This is a genomic window from Sphingomonas degradans (assembly GCF_053502645.1).
Genome location: NZ_CP177172.1, coordinates 2,894,183 through 2,917,533 on the forward strand (window position 1 = coordinate 2,894,183; position 23,351 = coordinate 2,917,533).

The following is a 23,351-nucleotide window of genomic DNA, read 5'->3' on the forward strand; positions in this document are numbered from 1 at the left end:
TGCGTGCGCTTGCCGGGCCGCCGCTTGATTGCCGTTTCAATGTTCGGTCGTCTCCCGGTGCCGAACGGAATCGTGCCACAACGCCAGCGCGTCGAGGCACTCGACCCGGCTTTCCCGAACCCACACGGGATTGACCTCAAGCGATGCCAAGTCGTCGCCCAGCGCCAGCGCGACATCGCCAATCCGCGCCACGGCCTCGGCAATGGCATCAAGGTCGGAAGGCGGCGCCCCCCGATAGCCGTTGAACAGGCGCGCGCCGCGCAACTCGCGCAGCATCTCGCGCACCGTCTGCGGCGTCACCGGCAGCAACCGCAGCGCCGAATCCTGAAGCAGTTCGACGAGCGTGCCGCCGAAGCCAACGGCGATAGCGAGCCCCCAGGCGGGATCGCGGGCGATACCGACGAACAATTCCAGCCCCCCCTGGCGCAACGGCGATACGATGACGCCGTCGATGCGCGCGTCGGGTCGCGCCGCCGCTACCCGGGCGATCATCGCGTCATAGGCATCGCCCACTGCCTGATCCCCGATCAGGTCCAGTACGACGCCGCCTATTTCGGTCTTGTGCGCGATGTCCGGCGACAGGATTTTCAGCACGACCGGTTCGGCCATCTCCCTCGCCGCAGCCACCGCCGCGGCCCGGGAGCCGACAATCCGCGCCGGCACCACCGGAACGCCCGCCGATGCCAGAACGTCCAGTGTCTCGCGCTCGCTCTTCGGGCGGGCACCAATCGGCACCGGCGACGGGGGCGCCGAGGCGGGGGCGACATGCACCTTTTGCGACCACGCGAACGCCGCCCCCACCGCGCCCATTGTCTGGCCGATCCCGCTCGCAACATGGGGCAGGCCTGCTTCCGTCGCGATATCGCGCGCAAATCCGGACATGGGCTGAATCGTCTGCTGCAGCAGAAAGCCCTTCACACCGGCTTCCGCAAATCCCCGCCCGATGGCGCCCAGCACGGGCTTGCTGACCGGGGACAGGTCCTGCTGTGACGAAGGCAGCTCGAAGCAGGCCCCTATCAGCGCCACGTCCGGGCTGCCGGCGATCGCGACAATCGAACGTCGGAAGAGATCGGGGTCCGCCATCGCCGCGCCGGTGATGTCGAGTGGATTGTGCGCCGTGGCGAAACCCGGCAGCTCAGCGGTCAGGCGAGCAGCGGTGTCGGAATCAAAGCGAGAAAACGGCACCCCATGATCTTCGCCACGATCCGCGATCATCTCGCAAGCACCGCCGGAGATCGACGCGACCGCGAAGGCCTTGCCCGCCGGCAACACCCCCGCATAGGCCATGAAGTCCGCAGTCGCGAGAAGATCTTCCAGCGTGTCGACCAGCGTGATGCCGGTCTCGTGCGCGGCCGAGCGAAAGATCCGGTCGTTGCCCACTAGGGCACCGGTATGCGCCTGCGCCACCGCTGCGGCTAGCTCGCCTACACCTACCTTCAGCATCACCACCGGCTTGCGGGCCTGCAGCGCCTTGCGCGCCGCCGCCAGGAAGCTGGCGGGATCGCGGATCGTTTCGGCAAAGATGGCAATGGCGCGGGTCTGAGCATCCTCGACGAGAAAGTCGACGACGCGCGACAGATCGACGTGCGCCTCGTTCCCCAGTGCGACCGCGTGGGTTAGCGAGACATTGTTGCGGCCCGCGCTGCGCGTGAGAATGCCGGCCGTCGCGCCGCTCTGACTGACCAGCCCGACTCGGGGGTTCGGCAATGCGGGAACCGCGACCGGCAACGTCCCCAGCCCGACCCGATCGGCGAAATTGACGAAGCCAAGGCTGTTCGGCCCCATCAGCGTGACGCCCAACTGGCGCGCACGCGCGAAGATGCGCGCCTGTTCGGCCGCACCGTCCGGACCTGCCTCGGCGAAGCCGGAGGTCACCACCACGCCGTACCGGATTCCTGCGGCCGCCATGTCCTCGAGCGCGTCGGGCAGCGCTGCGGCGGGTACTGCGATGAAGGCCGCGTCGACCGTCTCGCCAATCGCGACGGCGGACCGTGCGCAATGCCTCCCGATCGCGGTTCCGCCACGCGGATTGACGCAATGGACGGCACCGTCAAACGCGAGCGATTCCAGCAACCGCAACGCCATCGCCCCCCAGGGATTGCGATCGGACGCGCCGACGATCGCGACATTGCGCGGCCGGAACAATGCTGAGAGGCTGGACATCCTGAGACCGCTCCTGAGTCGATGACTGCCACTCCAAGGGGAGTAGCGCCATTCTGGTATACTAGTTACGCCATTCTGTAGCCGCCCGACATGCGCTCGACAAGCCCAAGCGAACAGCCTTTTCGACAATCCTTTGGATGAAACGCGAAGAACGACGGACGCGCCGACACGCGGCATTTCAGGATACTATTTAGACTTGCCAAGCTTCGTTCGAATGCTATCGAAGGGGCAAAACGCTGCACTGCGACACCGCGCAGACGCATCGCGACGATGGAGAGGCGCATGGATTTTGCGTGGACCGAAAGCGACCAGGCCTATCGAGCCGAGCTTCGCGCACTGCTCAACGAACAACTCCCGGACAATTGGTGGGATGGCTATGCCTATGACGGACCCGCCGGCCCGGAACTGATGGCGAATGCGCCTTCCTTCAACGCGGCACTGGCCGAACGCGAACTGGTCGTGCGCCACTGGCCGCGAGCCTATGGCGGCCAAGACGCGGATGCGTGGAAGCAGATTATCCTTTCCGAGGAGATGTGGTCGAGAGGCGAGCCGCGCTCCTCCCTCTATCTCGGCGCCAACTGGGTCGGGCCTGCGATCATGGCGTTCGGTACCGATGCGCAGAAGCAGCGCTACCTGCCCGCGATCGCCCAAGGCAAGCTATTGTGGTGCCAAGGTTTTTCGGAACCGGAAGCTGGCACAGACCTGGCCAACATGAAAACGCGCGCGGAGCCCGTCGACGGCGGCTATCGCATCAACGGCTCCAAGGTGTGGACTTCCTACGCCGCCCGCGCCGACACGCTGTTCCTGCTCGCCCGCGCCGGGGGGACAGGCAAGAGCGGCGTCAGCTGCTTCATCCTACCGGTCGACACGCCCGGCGTGGAGGTACGCCCAATACCGGCGATCCACAGTCCGCACGACTTCAACGAACTGTTCCTCTCCGAGGTTTTCGTACCGGAGGATGCGCGCCTCGGCGAAGAAGGCCGCGGCTGGGAGATTGTGACGACGATCCTCCACTATGAGCGCATCGGCGCAGCGCGATACGAATTCTCGCGACGGACGCTCGATCGCATCGTCGCGCTGCTCCAGGAACGCGGCCTGTTCGGCGATTCCGCCATCCGCGCGCAGTGCGCGACGGCGCTCGGGGCGGTCGAAGCCGCACGCCTGCTCACCTATATCGTGATCGACGGACGCGCGAAGAACCTGCCGCCCACCGCCGACACCAATGTCGCCCGCTTTGCGATGATCCAGGCCGATCACGCCGTCGCCAACATCGCCTCCACCTATCTGCCGGATCTGCTGACGCATGACGGTGATGGCTGGCTTCGCGCCCACTTCACGGCTGCAATCACCGCCGGCATCGCGGCCGGCGCGGCGGAAGTCCAGCTCAACATGATCTCCGGCCGCTATCTCGGCCTGCCGCGGGGGGCATAACACGATGAACCTAGAGCTCAACGACGATCAGAAGGCATTGCACGACGCCATCGTGCGGATGGTCTCGACGCATCTTGAAGTGCCGCGGATCGGCGGTGTCTTGAAACCGGCGGAATTCCATTACGCCGATGCGCTCGACAACGAGCTGACGGCAGGCGAATTCTTCTCCGTTGCGACGGTGGAGGGATATGGCGCGGTGGAAGCGGCGCTCCTCGTGTACGAGGTCGGACGGTCCCCGCTGGCGCTTGAGGCGGCGAACTCTGCGCTGGTCGCCCCCTTGCTGACGGGCGAGATACTGCCGCGGCCGATCGCCATTGCCCGCGCCGAAGATCTACCGCGCATGGTGCGCTGGCTGGACCGGGCGAAGACGCTGATCGTCGATCTCGGCGACGATGTTGCCGTCCTGTCTACCGAAGAACTCGATGTAGCGACCGTGCACGCCATGTACGCCTATCCGGTCGGTCGACTGACCGCGCCACCCGATCTTTCACGGGCGCGGCGCCTCGGCGCCGGGGCGCTACCCGAACTGCACCGGCTCTGGCGCATCGCGACCACGCTGGAAAGCGCCGCAGCGATGCAGGCGGCGGTCGATTTCACCACTAGCTATGTCAAGGAACGCAAGGTGTTCGGTCGCCCGGTCGGCTCGTTCCAGGCAGTACAGCATCGTTTGTCCGCCGACCTGCAGGCTGCCCGCGCCAGCTATTGGCTGGCGATGCGAGCGGCGTGGAGCGGCTCCGCTGCCGACGCACTCTGCGCGGCATTGTACGCGCAACAAGCGATCGCTTCGATCAATTACGATACCCACCAGTTCAACGGCGCGTTGGGCATGACGCTCGAGCACGATCTGCATTGCTGGACCTTCCGGTTGCGGCTGCTCCAGGGCGATCTGGGCGGCCCGGCAGCGCAGGCGGCGGCACTGGCGCACGCGGTCTGGGATCTACCGAGCACGGAGGCCGCCTGACATGCCGATCATCCTGGATTTGTCCCCGGAGGCTGCGGCCTTTAAGGACTCGGTGCAAAGCTTCTGCGAGCAGGTGCTGGGAAGCGACGTCCTGGAACGCCGCGCCGTCGGCTTCTCGCGCGCGCTCTGGCAGCAATTGGCCGAGCTCGGCCTGTTCGAGATTGCCGGCACCGACATGGAGGATGCACTGCTGCTGGCGTGCATCGGTACCGGCGTGCTCGGCTATCACGGCTTTCCCGGGCCGGTGCCGCACACCATCGCCGCGTCTGCGGTGCCCGGCCCCGCCTGGGATGCGCAGGCAAGCGGTGCACGCATCGTCACCATTGGCGCCGCCCCTCTGGTCGCCTGGGCCGAGATCGCCGACGACGTGATTTGCCTGGAGGCGGACACGCTACGAAGCGCCGTCGTCGGCCCGGCGGTGGCAACGCTGGGCCGGACCCGGGCTGCGGACGTTACCGCGGGAGCCCCCCTCACGGGCGACGGCGTTGCCGTACGTGCCCGCTACGACATGGCATCGGCGGCCTATGTCGCCGGCGCCGGGCGATTTCTGGTGGATGCCGCGGCAGAACATGCACGCACGCGGCGCCAGTTCGGCCGAGCGATCGGCGAGTTCCAGGCGGTCGCCTATCCGCTTGCCGAGGCATTGATGCTGCTCGATTCCGCAGAATTACTGGCGCGCGGTGCCGCACGGGCACTGGACGCGCGCCGCGACGACGCGCCCGCCATCGCGGGTGCCGCACGACTGTCGGCGTCGCGGGCAGCACTGAAGGCCTCGTTCGCGGCGCACCAGGTGTTCGGTGCCTATGGCGTGCTCGACGATGGCCCGGTCGGCTGGCTGTCGCGGCGCATCCAGGAGCTCGCGACCTTGGCGCCATCGGTCCGCCAGACGCGTTCCGGGCTGCCGCTCGACATTGCAGCGGCGCTCTCCCCCGATCTTTGGCCCGTCGCGGAGTCCATCTGATGCAGCTTTCGCTCTCAGTACAAGAACGCGCCTTTCTTGCAGAGGTGCGCGCCTTCCTCAAACCCTGGCTCGGCACGGACCAGTATCTGTGCGGCGAGGAGCCCGCCCGGTTGCGGGCGCTGCATCACGCACTGGGCGAGCGCAACTGGTTGTCGCTTGGCTGGCCCGTCGAATATGGCGGCCACGGGTTACCGCCGATCTACGAGTTCCTGCTCTGGGATGAAATGGCCCACGCCCGTATCGCGCGCCCCCCGCTCTCGGCCGGCATCGTCGCCAAGACCATCATCCGCCACGGTACCGAGGCACAGAAGCAGCGCTGGCTCGAACCCATCCGTTCTGGCGCACTGATGTTCTCGCTCGGCTATTCGGAACCGGAAGCGGGATCGGACCTTGCCGGGCTGCGGGTGACGGCCGAGCGCCGCGGTGAAACGTATGTCGTGTCGGGAACGAAGATCTGGAGCTCGGCCGCGCAGGTCTCCGACTATCTGTGGCTGCTCTGCCGCACCGGTGATGCGGGCAGCCGGGCGGCGGGCCTCTCGCTGATGATCGTCGATCTGAAGTCGCCGCGGCTTTCGATCCGGCCCATGGCCAAGATGAGCGGCAACATCTTCTGCGAGCTCGTCTTCGACGACGTTCTCGTCCCCGCCGAGCATCGTATCGGCCCGGAAAATGGAGCGTGGAAGATGATGAACGCCAGCCTGGCCGACGAGCGCCACGTCCAGTTCCCCCCAAAAAGGGTGCTGGCCGATTATGAGGAAGTCCGCGACTGGGCGACGAAGCGGGGCCTGACCGACGATCCCGTCGTGCGGGAACGGCTGGCCGAACTAGCCGTCAGCGTGCTGGAATGCCAGGCGCACGCGCTGCGCATCCTCGCCGCCTATGGCAATGATGCGCTGGCCAGCGTCGCCGCAGCGGCGAACAAGCGCGCGTCGACCGATACGATTCAGGCAATCGCCCGCGCGGCGATGGAATTCGGAATGCCCGAGGCCGTGCGCGAGGGCAGCGTCACCGAGCTGCTATGGCGCCAGACCATGGAAGAATCGCTGGGCGGTGGGACGACCGAAATCATGACCAGCATCATCGCGCGCGGCGGGCTCGGGCTGCGCGCCTGAGCGACCGCGGCGCCAACCCGACCAAAACATGGAGTAGCAGAATGCCGAACCTCACCATCCTCACCCGCGACGGGACGGAACATCCCGTCGTTGCGGAAGAGGGCATCTCCGTCATGGAAGCGATCCGCAATGCCGGGATCGACGAGCTGCTCGCGCTGTGCGGCGGCGGCTGCGCGTGCGCCACGTGCCATGTGCTCACAGAAGACTCCGCAGGCGACGCACTTCCAGCGATGTCCGAGGCGGAGAGCGATCTGCTGGACAGTTCCGCCCATCGGGTGCCGCAATCCCGCCTTGCCTGCCAGATTCCGGTGACGGCAGCGCTCGACGGGATGCGCTTCCGCATCGCCGCCGAAGACTGATCCAGCCGGCGTGCGCCGCGCGGCGCACGCCATACGTCTATCGATATTCGGCGCGCCCGTTGTTGAGCGCGATCACGTCGCGCTCGACCACCTTTACACGGAAGGCGGCACGGCCGTTGCCCTCGTGCCAGATTTCGGTCGCCAGCGTCTCCCCGGGGAAGACCGGCGTTGAGAAGCGCGCGTCCAGGCGCAGCAACCGATCCGGATCACCGTCGCACAGCGCCCGCACGATCGCCCGCCCGGCAACCCCATAGCTGCACAGTCCGTGCAGGATCGGGCGCGGGAACCCCGCCTGCACCGCGACGACGGGATCGATGTGCAGCGGATTATAGTCGCCCGACAGGCGATAGAGCAGCGCCTGGTCCGGTCGCGTCGACAGCGGCAGAACGAGATCGGGCAACCGCTCTGGCACGGGATGCGGCGCCGGTTGGCCCTCGCTGCTGCCGCCAAAGCCGCCATCGGCGCGCAGAAAGGCTGTAGAGCGCACCGTGGCGAGATGCTCGCCCTGCGCGGTATGGAGTTCGCGCCGTAGCAGCAGCACGGCTCCTTTGGGGCCTTTGTCGTAGAGCCCGTCGATTGTGGTCTGTGCGACGACCGTCCCCGAAGGCGGGATCGGCGTATGCAACTCGAGCCCCTGTTCGCCATGCAATACCTGCGCAAACGTCACGCCGAGTTCGGGCTCCTCCATCCAAAAAGGATCCGGCGCGAGCACGACCGCCAAGCTCGGCAGCACCTTCAGGGATTGCTCATATACCAGTGTAAGATCCGCTGCGTTGGCGTCGCTTCCCACGCCCAGCCCGAGCGCGTAGAGAATAGCGCGGTCAGGACCATATGCCTCGGTCACCGGCGCGAAGACGCGGTTACGGATTGCATCAACATTGATAGGCATATCATTCCTTTATGATGATAACGATGGCTATCGATGACGCCTGCGGGTGGCATGGCCCTGACGGGAACCGACGATACGACACACCGGATCGGACGGCGGCGTCACCACCACTTAACCAGTACACTCTATTGCAGTGACGGTCCATCGACTTGGTGATTGTGCGACGAGAAATCGGTGGTACAGTGACGTCGATCCGGCACGGACCAAGTGCCGCTCCCGTGAAATGGTAGACCCGATGCTACGATGCGGTTTAGGATGCATCGCCGTCGACGAAAGATATGCAAGGACATGGATTCACCGGAACCAAACCCGGCGCTTGATCACGACCACGCCACTGTCGAGACCACCGGCGCACAGCCCGCTACAAAGGTTTCGAACCTCGTGGAGGCGCGGCTTCAGATTTATTCGGACCTGCTGGAAGCCAAGAGCCACGGCCATGTCCGCAAGTCCAAGCTTGGCGAGCGGATCGCCCGCCTGATCCTCGAGGATGTCGGAGCGGGACAATGGCAGACCGGCCGCGTCCTGGGAACGGAGCGAGAGCTGATCGCACGGTACGACATCTCGCGCGCGACGTTCCGCGAAGCGGTGCGCCAGGTCGAACAACATGGGGCTGCGACGATGCGGCGCGGTGCGGGCGGCGGGCTGATCGTGAACAGCCCCCCCCGGCTCGCCGCGGTTCGCGCGATCGTGACCTATCTGGAGCTGACAAGGATCAGCTTCAGCGAGCAGCATGAGGTTCGCGAGCAACTGGAGGTCATGGCCGCCCGCCTCGCCACCGAACGGCTCGATGATGCGGCAATCGCCGCTTTCAACGCGATCCTGGCGGACTTCCCCTCCGAGGGAAGCCGCGCGCCGGAAAGCGTCGCGTGGAACATGCGCGCACGCCTCGCCGTCGCCACGGCCTCGCACAACCCCGCGCTGCCGCTGTTCATCGAAGCCCTGAACGGCGTGCTCAGCGACATTCTGCGCGTCCTGCACGTCGACCGTGCCGCGTTTCTGCGCGACCGCAACCTGTCGAGCAATTACAAGGTCGAACTGATCAACGCGATCCTCGCGCGCGACGACCGCGAGGCGGAACGGCTCGTTCTGCTCGATTCACGCCGGCGGCTGCGGGCAACGCTGACTCAGAGCCTCATGGCGCCGTCGCAATTCCCCATCGAACCGTTCGACGCGATCCCGAACTGGGCGGACGAAGTCGGGCTGAACCAGAAGCTGAGCGTGCGTACCTGCACCACCATCGTGCAGGAACTGGAGCGCAACGATTGGCGAGAGGGCCATAATCTAGGCAACGAAGCGGCCTTGCAGGAACATCTTGGCGTGAGCCGGGCCGTGCTTCGCGAAGCGGTACGGCAGCTCGAACTGCACGGCATCGTGCGGGTCAAGCCCGGGGTAAGCGGCGGCCTTATCGTCGGCCGGGTCGATTCCGCCTACACCGAAGAAGTCGTCGTCACCTATCTGCGTTCCACCGGTATTCGGATGCGCGATCTGTGGGAGGTGCAGTCGCGCCTGTCGGTGTTCGCCGCCGAAACCCTGTGCTCGATCGCCTCCGATGCCGATTGCGAGGCACTGCGCCAGGCCTTCCAGGAACTGGAGCAGGCGACCCCGCTCGACTTCCTCGCCCGCTCCGCGCTGCTCCACCGCGAGATCGCCGATCGCACCGAGAATCGTGCCCTATCGTTGTTTATCAAGACATTGCTTCGGTACGGAATGGTCGTCTTCCCGCCCGTGAGCGCCGCGAGCATGCCCTGGCTGATCCGGCAGCACGGCGCTTTGGTCGCCGCCATCGCGGATCACGACGTCGCGGCGGCGACCGGTGCGATGACGCGGTTGTTCACCCAGTCCCGCATGTGGCTCGACGCCTGATCGGCGTCCGGGTGCGATAGGCGATCAAGCGATGACGGCCTCGGCGCGGAGCGCTTCGATCCGCGCTTCGTCATAGCCGATCTCGGCAAGAAGCGCCCGGCTACTGGAGCCCGCCGTCGCGCCTGCCCGGGGCATCGCCAGCGGGCGGCCGGCATAGCGGGGCGCGGGCGCAGGCTGGGTCGCTCCCGCAACCTCAACGAAACTGGCGCGCTCGACATTGTGCGGGTGCCGAACCGCCTCCGCCAACGACAGGACCGGCGCGAAGCACGCGTCACGCCCCTCCATCAGCGCCACCCATTCCGCGCGGCTACGCATACGCACGATTGCCGCCATCTTCTGCTTGGCACGCGCCCAGCGCGCGCGGTCCATGCCGAGATGATCGTCGAAATCGGGGTCCTCCTCCACGCCCAGAACAGCCCGAAGCTGTGCGTAGAATTGCGGCTCGATCGCACCCAGCGCGATATAGTTTCCGTCCGCACAGGCATAGGTGTCGTAGAAAGGGGCGCCGCCATCCAGCAGGTTCACGCCCGGGCGATCCTCCCAGGTACCGCTGGCAACGCCGTGCCAGGTCATCGCCGAAAGCAACGCCGACCCCTCGGTCATCGCGCAGTCGATCACGTCGCCGGGACCACCCATGCGAACGGCCAGCAGGGCCGCCAGCATGGCAAAGGCCAGCATCATCCCGCCGCCGCCGAAATCGCCGACATAGTTGACCGGTGGCACCGGTCGCCCACCACCCACCCCCACCGTATGCAGCACGCCTGAAAGCGCGATATAGTTGATGTCGTGCCCGGCGGCGTGGGCATAGGGCCCATATTGGCCCCAGCCCGTCATCCGGCCGTAAACCAGCCTGGGGTTGTCCGCGAGCAGAACCTCCGGCCCCAATCCCAGCCGCTCCGTCACGCCCGGCCGAAAGCCTTCGATAAAGCCATCGGCGTTACGCACGAGGTCGCGGACCACGGCGGCTCCCGCCGGCTTCTTAACGTCGACGACGATGGAGCGACGCGAGCGGGCGAGCGGATCCTGCGGATCGATCACCGCCCCAGGGCGCTCCACCCGCACGACCTCGGCACCATGGTCCGCCAGCATCATTCCGCAGAACGGCGCGGGGCCGATCCCCGCCAGCTCAACGATCCGCAGCCCGGCAAGCGGTCCTGCCATTACCTTCCTCCTTTCACGTCCGCCACACTGCCCCGGTGCCGGGCGCCGGGGCATCGCGCCGCCCGATCCTATTGCGCCGTCTCGAACGTGTTGCTTTGGGGGAAGAGACGCAGGATATCGCGCGCGCGCACTGTGCCGCTATGCTCCGCAGGCGGGCGGCCACCGCCGGTGATCGGCGTCAGGTCGACATGGCCGGCCAACGCCCGCATCGCCGCGACGTTGCAGTTTTCGCGACCCAGCCGCTCGACGGCATCCCACCGATAGGTGCGCGCCGCGTTCTGCCAGGTGATCTTGTCGATCACCTCCGCTTCGACCGCACCGTTCCGAAATTCGCCTTCCCACAGCTGCTCGGGCGTATTCGGCCAGGTGATATCGGCATGGGGATAGTCGTTCTCGAAGGTGATCGTGTCGACGCCGATCCGGTCGCGCGCCGCGATCCCGGCTTCATCCTGGATGAAACAGGAGATGAAATGCTCGCGATACACGTCGGTTGGCCGCTTGCCGTGCCAATCGTGGCGCATCCACGGGCCATGATTTTGGTAGACCAGTTCGGCACGCTCCAGCGCATAGGGCAGCCAGCCGATTCCGCCTTCCGACAGGATGATCTTCAAGTCCGGAAATTCGTGGATGAAGTCCGACCACAGATATTCGGCGAAGACCGTCATCGAGGCGAGCCCCACCTTGGTAAGAAAGGCCCCCAGCGGAGAATCCTGCGTCATGTGCTCGGATCCGGTTCCAGCGCCCGCACTGATGTGAATCGAAAGCGGCATCTGCTCGTCGTTCGCGACCTTCCACAGCGGCCGCCAATAGGGATCGTGGATGTTGGGAAGGCCCAGCTGATGCGGCATCTGTGGGATGCTGATCGTACGCGCGCCCTTGCGGGCGGTGCGCTTCACCTCCGCCACCGCCGCATCCATGTCGAACAGGGGCAGGGAAATCATCGGGATCAGGCGATCCGGAGCCGTCGCGCAGAACTCGTCGACATGCCAGTCGTTGTAGGCCTGGATGATCGCCGTCTGCAACGGCTTGTCCTTGCCGGACTGGAACATCTCCAACGCGAAGCCGGGAAATGTCGGGAAGTTGACGCCACCGAAGACGCCGTTGACGCTCATGTCGTCAACCCGGCTGCGCGCGTCGTAGCACCCTTTGCGAATCTGGTCGAAATGATTGGGTTCGAAGCCGAGTTCTTCGCGCGGGCGCCCAGCCACGGCGTTGAGTGCGAAGTTCACGCTGGGCCTGCCTTGGAACACCCACGTAAAGCCGTCATCCTGTTCGACGCACTTGGGCGCGCGATCCTTCCACTGTGCGCCGATATGCTGATCGAATATCCCAGCCGGCTCGACGATGTGGTCGTCGACGCTGATAATGACCATGTCTTCCTTACGCATCTCGCTCTCCAAAGATCTATTTAACACATTGCAAGGGGCAAGCATGTTCAGTCCGTCTGCTCGGCCGAGATACGGGGTTCGGCGGTAGCGCCAGCGGGCACATCGACCTTCACGCCGTCCACCCGCACCGAATAGCCGGGCTCGGCGGTGACGCTGCTGGGCCGGATGCCACCGTTGCTCCGCAGCCATCGCCCCACCCGCCAGGCAAGGAACGCGCTCGACCCATGCGCGAAAAGCGGCGCCTGATCGTCGCCCGCATCATATCCCTGCCGGGCAAATTCCGTCAGATCACGCATGGCAAAACCTTCCTTCGCGTTCAGAGCGACTGCCCATCGTCGATGGTGAAGGCGGCGCCCGTCACCGCCCGCGACGCATCGGACGCGAGGTAGAGAAGCATCGTATCCAGATCGCTTTCGTCCATCAGCCGATGGCGATGGAAGCGGGCGATCTGGCGGGCCCCGGCCTCGCTGGCGAACCAGGCGTCGTTCAATTCCGTCCGGATATAGCCGGGACAAATCAGATTGACGTTGATGCCCTTGCGGATCCAGTCGCGCGCCAGCACCTTGCCCATCTGGAGCACGCCAGCCTTGGTTGCGCTGTACAGGGCTATTCCCGGTTCCACCGCGTGCGCGGTGATCGAGCAGGTGATGATGACGCGACCATGTTCGCGGTCGGCGGAACCCGCCGCGATCAGCCGCCGTGCGCCTTCGCGGGCAGTTAGAAACGCGCCCTTGAGGTTGATCGCGACGGTCTGATCGAAAACATCGGGCGAGAGCGTCAGGGCGGCGCCTTCGCCGCTCACGCCGGCATTCGCAACGATCGTATCGACCGTCCCGAACGCAGCTTCGGCAGCATCATAGGCAGCGATTACCGATGCTTCATCCGCGACGTCCATGGCCACGGCAATCGCTTCCCCACCGCCCGCGACGATGGCGTCGCGCGTCGCTTCCAGCCGGTCGACGCGCCGCGCCGCCAATACGACGCGCGCGCCAGCAACGGCAAGAATTCGCGCCCAACGATCACCGATACCAGAGGAAGCGCCGGTGATCAGCGCGATGCGTCCTGAGAGATCGAAAATGGGAGATGCCGCCACCAGCCCCTCCTAGTTGCGCGTGTCTGGCAAAAGACGGCCCACACCGCCATCGGCGGCACGCCCGGCCATCCTGCCGACACCGCATGCGAACAATTCGCTCACTCCGTCTCTCCCACTGCGTCGCGCGCTTTGTTGCCCGTTGGTTTGCCCCAATCGACGGCCCAGAGCAAGCGAGTCGACACTAATAGTATCCTTTTTTAGGCGCGAACGCCACGCAGCGCATCCAACACCCCAGGGCAACGAGCTGATTTCTCGTTATTTTTCCGCCGCCCGATACGGCACCGGCAGCTCTGGCGCCATTTTCGCGCGTATTTCTGCGGAAATTCTCGACCTTAGGTCACCTCAGCCTACCACAGCGAGGCGGCACCAAGCTGTTGCATGCAGGACACTATATGCAGCCAATGACGCCGCCGGGCACCCACCGGCAGGCAAACACCAGGCGCAGCGAAATTAATCAGTAGACTAGTTAAGGGGTGAATAGTACACGGAACGGAGCGATAAAAGTCGCGAACAAAATCATCGGGCGGCGCTCGTCCGGCGGCGCAATCTCTGCATCCATACGGCCAAGCCAGAGGTTTGGCGCCACGTGCAGCGAGAACGACGGCGGCGCGGTACCTCCCATTTGATCGGGAGAGGATTGGATGACCCTTCTACCAGTGTTTCTACTGGCAACGACCGCCGCCAGCGCGCTTACCGCAGCGCAGACCCCCCCTCAGACTCAACAGACCCAAGCCTCTCCTACTGCGTCAAATGACCCATCCGCGCAGGCCAACCAAAACCAGATCGAAGACATCATCGTCACAGCCCGACGGACCGAGGAACGTCTCCAGTCGGTGCCGGTGGCGATCACAGCCTTTTCGGAAAAGGGTCTCGAACAGCGCGGAATCGTAAAGTTCGAGGATCTTCGGCAATCGATCCCATCGTTCCAGCTCACGCCGGTTAGCGGTCGCGAGAGCTCACTGCGGCCGACACTGCGTTCGCAGTCGCAGCTCGACACCGTGGTGACCCAAGACGGCGCCGTCGGCACCTATGTCGACGAGGTGTATCAGGGGCGTGCCGCAGGCCTTGGCGGCGCACTGGTGGATGTGCAGTCGGTCCAGGCCCTGAAAGGGCCACAAGGCACGTTGTTCGGCAAGAACACTACGGGCGGCGCGGTCGTCATAACCTCGGCACGGCCATCTACCGATGCGATCTCGGGCTATGCGCGTGCCTATGTCGGCAACTACGAGGCCTATGGCGTGCAAGGTGCGTTGAACGTACCGCTCTCGGACAATGCCGCGATCCGCATTGCGGGCAGCCGCGACAAGCGGGACGGCTATGTCTATAACGCCGTGAGCGGCAAGAATGGTGGCAATCGCGACGACTACAGCCTCCGCGGCTCGCTTCTCCTGCGAATCGGACCATCGATCGAGAATGTGCTGGTCGGCAGCTATTACGAGTCGAACGCCCGATCCCCCACGGCCTATTTGCGCGCGATCGCGATACCAGGCAGCCTCGCCGAGTCGCTGGGCTTCGGCCCTGCGCTGCAACAGGCCTATGACCAGCAGCGCACGAACGGCCGGTTCAAGGCCGCAAACGATGTCTACGGCCCCAGCTATGCCGAGAACAGCGCCGTCACCAACATCACCACAATCGAGCTGGGCGGAGTCACGCTGAAGAACATCGTCGGCTATCGCCACCTGCGTGCCCGCGACCTGGGGGATCTGGACGCAACGGCGCTGCCGATCATCTCCACCGACCAGCTGGTGAACGTGAAGCAGTTCAGCGAGGAAATGATCCTGTCCGGCAAGGCATTCGCGGACCGGCTCAGCTGGACCGCCGGGGGCATCTTCTTCCGCGAATATGGGTCGGACTTCACCAACACGGTGATCGGCCCCGATCTGATCCGCCAGCATAGCGGCGCGGAGAACGCCGTGAACCGTAGCATCGGCCTGTTCGCTCAAGGCGAATACAAGCTGACGAAGACGCTCAGCCTGACACTCGGCGGGCGGTATACGTGGGATCGCCGCTCGGTTGCTGTCGCTCCGACGAGCAATGCGCCGCTGTTCGTGTTGACGGGTCAGGCGCCCGGCCCGGACAATCTGGCCCGGGTCACGGTCTGCCCGGTCACAGGGCCGGCGCCCTCGGGTACCGGACGCGCGGGATATGCGCTGAGCGATTGCCATTTCTCGGATAGCGCCGATTTCAGCAAGCCCAGCTATACGGTTGGCCTCAACTGGCAGGCGGCGCCGGACAATCTTCTCTATATCGCGCACCGTCGAAGCTATCGCACCGGCGGATTCAATCAGCGGCTCAGCACGATCGAAGAATTGAGGCGCCCTTTTGCACCTGAGACGGTGAAGGACCTTGAGATCGGATCGAAGAATACGTTCCATATGCAGGGGGCGGGAGTCCTCCGACTGAACGTCGCGGCCTATTACGTCCGGTACGACAACATTCAGCGACTGGTTTCGACATTACGAAACAACAATATCTTCAATACGATTGTCAACGCGGCGAGCGCCACGATCAAGGGGGTGGAGGTCGATACCGAATGGCGACCGGTGCCTTCCCTCAGCCTATCCGCCGGTTATTCCTATTCGAAGCCTAGCTACCAGAGCTTCGTGGCGGCAGGAGTCGGCGGCGTCGTCACCGATCTCTCGGCCAATCGGTTCGCCAATGCGCCGGAGCATTCGGGCACGGCCGCGATCCGCTTCCAGCCGGAAACCAACTGGTCCTTCGGTCGGCCGGTGCTGGGGATCGACGGCTATGCCCAGACGTCGACGGAAAGCCTCGACATCAACGCGATTGGCAGCAAGCTTTCGGGCTATGCGCTGGTCAATGCGTCGCTGGGGCTTGAGCAGATCGGCGGCAAGCAACTGAGCCTGACCGTCGCGGTTCGGAACCTGTTCGACCGGCAGTATGATATCGGGGCGCTCGCCTTGACGCCCCCGTCCCGTTCGGCGGGCCCCAATTCGATCGGGACGGCATTGGGATTGCCGGGCGCGCCGCGCACCGTTCTCGCCACGCTTCGCTTCGACTTCTGACGAACCGGGCAAGGGGCGGGCGTTCTGGAAACCGGCATCGCCGCTCCAGACCGCCCGCCCCTTCCGCTTGCATGGAAACAACAGGCATCGCCGGTGCGCGCGGCTAGCGGCGCGGGACGCTCACGGGCGGCCGACGGTCACGCCCGACGTGCAGGAACCAGCGCTCGCTGCTTGCGGCAGCGAATTGCCTATGGGCGCGGTGACTATTCCCAGCCGGCTTCCGGCCCCCACGGGTACCATTCCGGCATCCCGGTAGAGACTCGATCGGTGTAGACCGGTCGGCGCTTTTCGAGGAAGCTCAGCACCCCCTCTTTCGCATCGTCGCTGCGGCCACGGAAATAGACACCGCGACTATCGACGCGGTGCGCCTCCATCGGGACCTGCATCGACAGGCCCTGCCACAGCATCTTGCGCGTAAGCGCGACGGAGACCGGTGCGCTCTCGGCGATCTCCGTTGCCAACGCACGCGCAGCGTCTAACAGATCGTCCGCCGGGTGGACGGACCGGAACAGGCCGGCCTGCGCGCCCTCCTGGGCGGAAAAGACGCGTCCCGTGACGCACCATTCGACCGCCCGGCTGATGCCGACCAGACGCGGCAGGAACCAGCTCGAAGCGGCCTCCGGCACGATCCCGCGCCGGGCGAAAACGAAGCCGATCTTGGCACCGTCCGCAACGAGGCGGATGTCCATCGGCAGTGTCAACGTGATGCCAATTCCCACCGCCGCGCCGTTGATCGCGCCGATCACCGGCTTCAGCGATTCATAGATGCGCAGCGACGCCAGCCCCCCATGATCGCGCACCGCCGGATGGCCCCAATCGACCGAGCCGTCCGCGCGAAGCGCGGCAGCAGCCGGCCCTTGCGCATAATCGAAGGTAGCGGCGCCCGCCCCCAGATCCGCACCGGCGCAAAAGGCGCGTCCCGCGCCAGTCACGATCACGGCCCGCACATTGTCGTCCGCATCGCTGCGATCGAAGGCCGCAATGATCTCGCGAGACATTTCCGGATTGAACGCATTCATCCGGTCTGGCCGGTTTAGCGTAATCGTGGCGATCGCATCGGCGACTTCATAGTGGATCGTCTCAAACGGCATGACGGACGGTTCCCTCCCCAAATCAGCGCGCGCCAGCGCGCTCGGCCTGCTCCCAGGCGAGGCGAATAAGCTGCGGCAGCACTTCCACGCGCTGCTGCGCCTGCGCATTGGCGGCAGTCCCGCGCAGGACTCGCCCCTTGATGCCGTGGAAGATCGCCGCGAGCCGGAAGAAATTGAACGCGATCGCGAAATCATAACCGGGCAAGCCGCTGCGCCCCGTGCGCCGCACATAGGAAGCGCAATATTCGGCCTCATCGGGGATCCGCAGGACAGCAAGATCGGCGCCGGCGAGCCCAGCGACGATAGTGGGCGGCATCCGGTACATCATCGCGTGATAGGCGAAATCCGCGAGCGGGTGCCCCAGGGTCGACAGCTCCCAATCGAGCACCGCGAGAACCCGAGGCTCGGTCGGGTGGAAGATCATGTTGTCGCAGCGGAAATCGCCATGGACCACCGCCACTTCCTCACCGCTCGGAATCGCGCCGGGCAGCCAAGCGATCAGTCTGTCCATCAACGGGTCCCGCCCGGCATCCCCGTCCTCGAGATATTGCCGCGACCAGCGCGAAATCTGACGGGCGAAATAACTGCCCGGCCTGCCAAAATCGCCCAGACCGACAGCCTCAGGGTCGACGCTGTGCAATTGCGCGATCGTGGCATTCATCGCATCGAAATAGGCGGCCCGCTCGCCATCCGGCACGGTGGCGAAGGTCGCATCCCAGAAGATGCGCCCTTCCACCATGTCCATCACGTAGAACCATGTGCCGATCACGCTGTCGTCGGTGCACAGTCCGCGCACGCGGGCGACCGGAAAGCCGTCGCCATGCAGCGCCGCCATCACGCGCGCCTCGCGATCCACGGCGTGCGCGCCTTTCAGCAGAGCGCCCGGCGGCTTGCGGCGCAGCACATAGGCGCGGTGCGGCGTGATCAGCTTGTAGGTCGGGTTGGACTGGCCGCCCCTGAATTGCTCGACCGTCAGCGGCCCGGCATAGCCCTCGACATGGGCCTCCATCCAGCGCGCCAGCGCCGCCTCGTCGAAACGATGCGCCGCACGCACGGCGGTAGTGCCGCTGTTTCCGGCTTCGATGGCCGCGGCAGGCGCGTGCCGTTGCGTGCTGCCGGTGGGTGCCGCCACGTCGCTCATGCCGCTGCCGCCGCCTTCCAGTCGCGCCGGATCTTCTTGGCGAGACTCCATTTATGCACCTCGGTCGGCCCGTCATAGATCCGGAACGCGCGGATTTCGCGAAACACCTGCTCGACGATCGTCTCGTCGGTAACGCCGGTGCCACCCATCACCTGCACGCAGCGATCGGCGACACGCATCAGCGCTTCCGACACCGCGACCTTGGCCATCGAACTCTCCGCCGTGCCGAGTGATCCAGTGTCGAGCACGCCGGCGCACCAATCGATCATCAACTCGGCCTGTTTCAGGTCGATCAGATTGTCGGCTAGCATGAAGCCCACGCCTTCGTGATCGATCAGCGCCTTGCCAAAGGCAACGCGCCGGTTGGCATAGTCGGTGGCGATCTCGTTCGCCCGGAGGCATGCGCCCAGCCAGCGCATGCAGTGCGATAATCGCGCCGGGCTCAACCGCACCTGCGCGTATTGGAACCCCTCTCCCGCCTCGCCGAGCATCTGCGTTGCAGGAACCCGCAGGTTGTCGATCGTAATCGTCGCATGCCCCCCCGGCATCGAACTGTCGATGGTGTTGGGAATGTGATCGATCCGGATCGCAGGATCAGGCAAGTCGACGAGGAACATGCAGGCACCGCCCTGACTGTCCGCTTCCTCCGATTTTGCCATCACGATGCCGACTTGTGCACCTTGCGCGCCGGTGATGAATCGCTTGCGTCCGTTGATCACCCAGTGGTTGCCGTCGCGACGGCAGGTCGTGATCATCATCGAGGGGTCCGATCCTGCCCCGTTGAGATCGGCCGGCTCGGTCATGAAGAACGCCGACCGCGCCCTGCCTTCGACCATCGGCGTCAGGAACTTTTCCTTGATCTCCGGGCAGCCCACCTTGCCGAGCAAGTACATGTTGCCCTCTTCGGGGGCGGCGGTGTTGCAGGCCAGCGGTCCAAGCGGCGACAGCCCGCTCTTGATCAGAACCAGCGCGGTTCCGCGCTGGCTCAGATGGTTGCCGTCCGGCAGGATGTGCGGTGAGACCAGACCCGCAGCACGGGCCCGCTCGCGCAGCTCGGCGATCAGTTCCCCGGTGGGAGCGCCATGATGGTCCCGGCGCGGATCGCGCTCATAGGGAATCACCACGGTCCGCACGAAGGTCTCCACCCGCTGGGCGATCTCCGCAGCCAATCCAGCTTGTTCCTCGGTCATTCCGTATCCCCAACCTATCCTTGCCGATTCTGCGGCGGATCACTCACCTTATGCCCAACGCCCGGGCGCGAGTCCAAATCAGCATACTGTTCGCTAGCAGAGTGCACGATGATCCTCACAAAAGACACCGTGCCGTCACCGCTTTTAATCATTCGGTTGAATTCTTCTGTCAAGCCAGATGCCGGACGCGACGGCATTCATTGATCGATTGATTATTTTTTGGCCGACGGCTAGAAAGCCGCCAAAGCAGCGTCTGGGAGGATACGGGTGGCGACATCGGAAGCATATATCGTGGCGGCAACCCGAACGGCGGGAGGACGGCGCGGCGGCCGTCTGGCGGGGTGGCATCCGGCGGATCTCGCCGGAGCAGTACTCGACGCGCTCGTGGCCCGCACCGGCATCGACCCTGCGGCAGTGGAAGACGTGATCCTCGGATGCGTCACCCAGGCGGGCGAGCAATCGATGCATATCGGTCGCAACGCCGTACTTGCATCCTCGCTGCCGCAAAGCGTGCCTGCGGTAACGATCGACCGACAGTGCGGGTCTTCGCAGCAGGCGCTGCATTTCGCCGCTCAGGCAGTCATGTCCGGCACGCAGGATGTCGTCATCGCGTGCGGCACCGAAAGCATGACGCGTGTCCCCATGGGTCTCGGGCTTGTCGGCGACAGTACCCCGGTGGGTCCGTGGAGCGAAAAGATCCAGGCCCGTTTCGGCGTCAACGCATTCAGCCAGTTCGCGGGCGCCGAAATGATCGCGAGGAAATATGGCCTTACCCGCGCCGACCTGGACGCGTTCGGGCTCCGCAGCCAGCAGCGGGCGGCGGCGGCGACGCGGGCAGGCGCCTTCGAGTTGGAGATCACACCGATCGAAGTCACGCTCGCCGATGGCAGCAGCTCCGCGCATGTGATCGACGAAGGCATTCGCTTCGATGCCTCGGCCGAATCGATCGCGAACGTGAAGCTATTGGTGGAAGGCGGCACGCTGACCGCGGCGACGTCGAGCCAGGTCTGCGACGGCGCCTCCGGGATCATGGTGGTCAGCGCCCGCGCCCTGAAGACACATGGCTTGGTTCCCCTCGCGCGGGTGTGTGCGATGACGGTGACGGCAGGCGACCCGGTGATCATGCTCGAAGAGCCGATTCCGGCCACGCAGCGGGCCCTGGAACGTGCCGGCATGAAAATCGACGCGATCGACCTGTACGAAGTCAACGAGGCATTCGCCCCGGTGCCGCTGGCCTGGCTGAAGGCGTTGGACGCCGATCCGGACAGGCTCAACGTCCATGGCGGGGCGATCGCGCTCGGGCATCCGCTCGGCGCGTCGGGCACCAAGCTGATGACGACGCTGATCCACGCGCTGCGTGCCCGCGGCAAGCGCTATGGGCTTCAGACCATGTGCGAAGGCGGCGGCCTCGCGAACGTGACGATCGTCGAGGCGCTGTGAAAGCAGCATCGGCAGGGTGCTGAGAAACGATTGGGAGGATCGACGGGTGGAAATTTCGGGAACGGCGGCAGTAGTAACGGGCGGCGCGAGCGGCCTCGGCGAAGCGACGGCACGACGCTTGGCCGAGGCGGGAGCAAAAGTCGCGATCTTCGACATGAATGCCGAGCGCGGCGCCGTGGTGGCGGCCGAGATTGGCGGGATTTTCTGTTCGGTGAACGTCACTGACGACGCGAGCGTGGATGCAGGCTTTGCAAAGGCGCGAGCCACACACGGGCAGGAGCGCATCCTGGTGAACTGTGCCGGCACCGGCAATGCCATCAAGACCGCCAGCCGCGACAAGAAGACCGGTGAGATCCACCACTTCCCGCTCGCGGACTTCGATCGGATCATTCAGATCAACCTCGTCGGTACCTTTCGATGCGTCGCCAAGTCCGCGGCGGGGATGCTGACCCTCGATGCGCAGGCCGACGGCGAGCGCGGCGCGATCGTCAACACCGCGAGCGCGGCGGCAGAAGACGGCCAGATCGGCCAGGCCGCCTATTCCGCCTCGAAGGGTGGCGTCGTCGGCATGACCTTGCCGATCGCGCGCGACCTTTCGAGCGAGGGAATCCGCATCAACACCATCTTGCCGGGCCTGTTCGCCACGCCGCTACTCCGCAGCGCGCCGCAGAATGTGCTCGATGCGCTCGCCGCCCAGGTGCCGTTCCCGAAACGCCTCGGCATGCCGGAAGAATATGCCAGCCTGGCGCTGGAAATGCTCCGCAACCCCTATTTCAACGGCGAGGATGTGCGTCTCGACGGTGCGATTCGCATGGCGCCGCGCTGAACCGTTAACAAGGATCGTGGATGGCGGTGGCCACTCTGGGCGTGCCCTCCGACCCTTCCGTTCTTCCGCATCCTGCACGTACTGCCTCGACGATTCTGGGAGTTTCTATGCTCGACACGTCCACGCGTACCATCTTCAGCGACGAACATAAGGCGTTCCGCGAGGCGGTGCGTCGTCTCTTCGATCGCATACTGATCCCCAACCTCGACCGCCATGAGCATGACGGCATCGTCGATCGCGACTTCTGGTTGGCATGCGGCGAGGCCGGGCTGCTGTGCCCGACGGTCAAGCCGGAATATGGCGGGCTGGGCGCTGATTTCGGCTATAACGCCGTCGTCGCCGAAGAATTGGCCTATGCGGGCTCCTCGGCCGGGATCACGCTGCAGAGCGATATCGTCGCCGAGTATCTCGAGGCGTATGGCTCGGAAGCACAGAAGCGACACTATCTGCCGAAGATGGTCTTGGGTGAGTGCATCACCGCCATCGCGATGACCGAGCCCAGCACCGGTTCGGACCTTCAGGCCCTACGCACCACCGCGCGCAGGGACGGCGACCACTATGTCGTGAACGGCTCGAAGACCTATATCACCAATGGCCAGAACGCCGATCTGATCCTCGTGTGCGCGAAGACGGATCCGTCGCTGGGGGCCAAGGGGATTTCGATCCTGCTCGTCGACGCGGATACCCCCGGTTTCGTCCGCGGACGCAACCTCGACAAGATCGGCCAGCATTCGGCAGACACGTCGGAAATGTTCTTCGAGGACGTGCGCGTGCCCTGCAGCGCTCGGCTGGGCGAAGAGGGTGCGGGCTTCGCCTATCTGATGGGCCAGCTGCCGCAGGAACGGCTGTCGATCGCGGTCTCCGCCCAGGCGAGCGCGCAACGCGCGTTCGATGAGGCGGTGAAGTTCACCAAGGAGCGCAAAGCCTTCGGCAAAACGGTGTTCGAATTTCAGAATACCAAGTTCAGCCTCGCGGATCTCAAGAGTCAGCTCCAGGTCGGCTGGGCGCATATCGACTGGGCGCTCGACCGCCATCTTCGTGGCGAACTTACCACTGCTGAGGCCTCGGCGGCGAAGCAATGGCACACCGACATGCTCAACCGCGTCGCCGACGTCGCGCTGCAACTGCACGGCGGCGCCGGCTACATGAACGAATATCCGATCGCGCGAATCTGGCGAGATGCGCGGGTCACGCGGATCTTCGGGGGCACAAACGAAATCATGAAGGAAGTGGTCGGCCGCGCCCTCTGAGCACCG

General features: G+C 65.0%; 19 protein-coding genes. 10 read left to right on the forward strand and 9 right to left on the reverse strand.

Annotated elements, in window-relative coordinates; all coding sequences use genetic code 11:
• Window positions 1-36 precede the first annotated feature (36 nt).
• Window positions 37-2,163, reverse strand: coding sequence for an acetate--CoA ligase family protein (locus tag ACG3SL_RS13115; protein ID WP_448661603.1), 2,127 nt, complete (start codon window positions 2,161-2,163; stop codon window positions 37-39).
• Between the two features lie 282 nt (window positions 2,164-2,445).
• On the opposite strand from ACG3SL_RS13115, the gene ACG3SL_RS13120 reads away from it, so the two are divergent.
• The 5 genes from ACG3SL_RS13120 to ACG3SL_RS13140 are packed head-to-tail and all read left to right on the forward strand — an operon-like array spanning window position 2,446 to window position 6,987.
• Window positions 2,446-3,594, forward strand: a complete 1,149-nt coding sequence (locus ACG3SL_RS13120; RefSeq protein ID WP_448661604.1) for an acyl-CoA dehydrogenase family protein — start codon at window positions 2,446-2,448, stop codon at window positions 3,592-3,594.
• Window positions 3,595-3,598: 4 nt separating this feature from the next.
• A complete protein-coding gene (locus ACG3SL_RS13125; RefSeq protein WP_448661605.1) occupies window positions 3,599-4,555 on the forward strand; it encodes an acyl-CoA dehydrogenase family protein in 957 nt (318 codons plus the stop codon).
• Window position 4,556: 1 nt separating this feature from the next.
• On the forward strand, window positions 4,557-5,516 hold the full coding sequence (locus tag ACG3SL_RS13130; protein ID WP_448661606.1) for an acyl-CoA dehydrogenase family protein: 960 nt from the start codon (window positions 4,557-4,559) through the stop codon (window positions 5,514-5,516).
• On the forward strand, window positions 5,516-6,628 hold the full coding sequence (locus tag ACG3SL_RS13135; protein ID WP_448661607.1) for an acyl-CoA dehydrogenase family protein: 1,113 nt from the start codon (window positions 5,516-5,518) through the stop codon (window positions 6,626-6,628). The genes ACG3SL_RS13130 and ACG3SL_RS13135 overlap by 1 nt, the downstream gene beginning before the upstream one ends.
• A gap of 41 nt (window positions 6,629-6,669) precedes the next feature.
• Entirely contained in the window at window positions 6,670-6,987 is a 318-nt protein-coding gene (locus tag ACG3SL_RS13140; protein ID WP_448661608.1) for a 2Fe-2S iron-sulfur cluster-binding protein, read from the forward strand.
• Between the two features lie 37 nt (window positions 6,988-7,024).
• On the opposite strand, the gene ACG3SL_RS13145 is transcribed toward ACG3SL_RS13140, so the two are convergent.
• Complete coding sequence (locus ACG3SL_RS13145; RefSeq protein ID WP_448661609.1) at window positions 7,025-7,876, reverse strand: MaoC/PaaZ C-terminal domain-containing protein; 852 nt, start codon at window positions 7,874-7,876, stop codon at window positions 7,025-7,027.
• Between the two features lie 288 nt (window positions 7,877-8,164).
• Here ACG3SL_RS13145 and ACG3SL_RS13150 point away from each other — a divergent pair, with 288 nt between their 5' ends.
• The gene (locus tag ACG3SL_RS13150; RefSeq protein WP_448661610.1) at window positions 8,165-9,739 is read left to right on the forward strand and encodes a FadR/GntR family transcriptional regulator; all 1,575 of its coding nucleotides are present in this window, start codon (window positions 8,165-8,167) and stop codon (window positions 9,737-9,739) included.
• A 24-nt stretch (window positions 9,740-9,763) separates the two neighbouring features.
• Here the strand turns inward: ACG3SL_RS13150 and ACG3SL_RS13155 are convergent, their stop codons facing one another.
• From ACG3SL_RS13155 to ACG3SL_RS13170, 4 genes are all read right to left on the reverse strand, one after another.
• Complete coding sequence (locus ACG3SL_RS13155) at window positions 9,764-10,900, reverse strand: CaiB/BaiF CoA transferase family protein (protein ID WP_448661611.1); 1,137 nt, start codon at window positions 10,898-10,900, stop codon at window positions 9,764-9,766.
• Window positions 10,901-10,968: 68 nt separating this feature from the next.
• Window positions 10,969-12,300: an amidohydrolase family protein gene (locus tag ACG3SL_RS13160; RefSeq protein WP_448661612.1), complete on the reverse strand. Its 1,332-nt coding sequence runs from the start codon at window positions 12,298-12,300 to the stop codon at window positions 10,969-10,971.
• Between the two features lie 35 nt (window positions 12,301-12,335).
• Entirely contained in the window at window positions 12,336-12,584 is a 249-nt protein-coding gene (locus tag ACG3SL_RS13165) for a hypothetical protein (RefSeq protein ID WP_448661613.1), read from the reverse strand.
• Window positions 12,585-12,604: 20 nt separating this feature from the next.
• Window positions 12,605-13,381: an SDR family NAD(P)-dependent oxidoreductase gene (locus ACG3SL_RS13170; RefSeq protein WP_448661614.1), complete on the reverse strand. Its 777-nt coding sequence runs from the start codon at window positions 13,379-13,381 to the stop codon at window positions 12,605-12,607.
• An 833-nt stretch (window positions 13,382-14,214) separates the two neighbouring features.
• Here ACG3SL_RS13170 and ACG3SL_RS13175 point away from each other — a divergent pair.
• Complete coding sequence (locus ACG3SL_RS13175; RefSeq protein WP_448661615.1) at window positions 14,215-16,407, forward strand: TonB-dependent receptor; 2,193 nt, start codon at window positions 14,215-14,217, stop codon at window positions 16,405-16,407.
• Between the two features lie 203 nt (window positions 16,408-16,610).
• Here ACG3SL_RS13175 and ACG3SL_RS13180 read toward each other — a convergent pair whose 3' ends face one another.
• The 3 genes from ACG3SL_RS13180 to ACG3SL_RS13190 are packed head-to-tail and all read right to left on the reverse strand — an operon-like array spanning window position 16,611 to window position 19,829.
• Window positions 16,611-17,498 (reverse strand): crotonase/enoyl-CoA hydratase family protein, encoded by an 888-nt coding sequence (locus ACG3SL_RS13180; protein WP_448661616.1) that lies wholly within the window; start codon window positions 17,496-17,498, stop codon window positions 16,611-16,613.
• 22 nt (window positions 17,499-17,520) lie between these two features.
• Complete coding sequence (locus ACG3SL_RS13185; protein ID WP_448661617.1) at window positions 17,521-18,690, reverse strand: phosphotransferase; 1,170 nt, start codon at window positions 18,688-18,690, stop codon at window positions 17,521-17,523.
• Entirely contained in the window at window positions 18,636-19,829 is a 1,194-nt protein-coding gene (locus ACG3SL_RS13190) for an acyl-CoA dehydrogenase family protein (RefSeq protein WP_448661618.1), read from the reverse strand. The genes ACG3SL_RS13185 and ACG3SL_RS13190 overlap by 55 nt, the downstream gene beginning before the upstream one ends.
• A 267-nt stretch (window positions 19,830-20,096) precedes the next feature.
• On the opposite strand from ACG3SL_RS13190, the gene ACG3SL_RS13195 reads away from it, so the two are divergent.
• The 3 genes from ACG3SL_RS13195 to ACG3SL_RS13205 all read left to right on the forward strand — a co-directional run bounded on the left by ACG3SL_RS13195 (window position 20,097) and on the right by ACG3SL_RS13205 (window position 23,345).
• Window positions 20,097-21,269, forward strand: a complete 1,173-nt coding sequence (locus tag ACG3SL_RS13195) for an acetyl-CoA C-acetyltransferase (RefSeq protein WP_448661619.1) — start codon at window positions 20,097-20,099, stop codon at window positions 21,267-21,269.
• 46 nt (window positions 21,270-21,315) lie between these two features.
• A complete protein-coding gene (locus ACG3SL_RS13200) occupies window positions 21,316-22,095 on the forward strand; it encodes an SDR family NAD(P)-dependent oxidoreductase (protein ID WP_448661620.1) in 780 nt (259 codons plus the stop codon).
• A 107-nt stretch (window positions 22,096-22,202) separates the two neighbouring features.
• A complete protein-coding gene (locus ACG3SL_RS13205) occupies window positions 22,203-23,345 on the forward strand; it encodes an acyl-CoA dehydrogenase family protein (protein ID WP_448665122.1) in 1,143 nt (380 codons plus the stop codon).
• The last annotated feature ends 6 nt before the right edge of the window (window positions 23,346-23,351 follow it).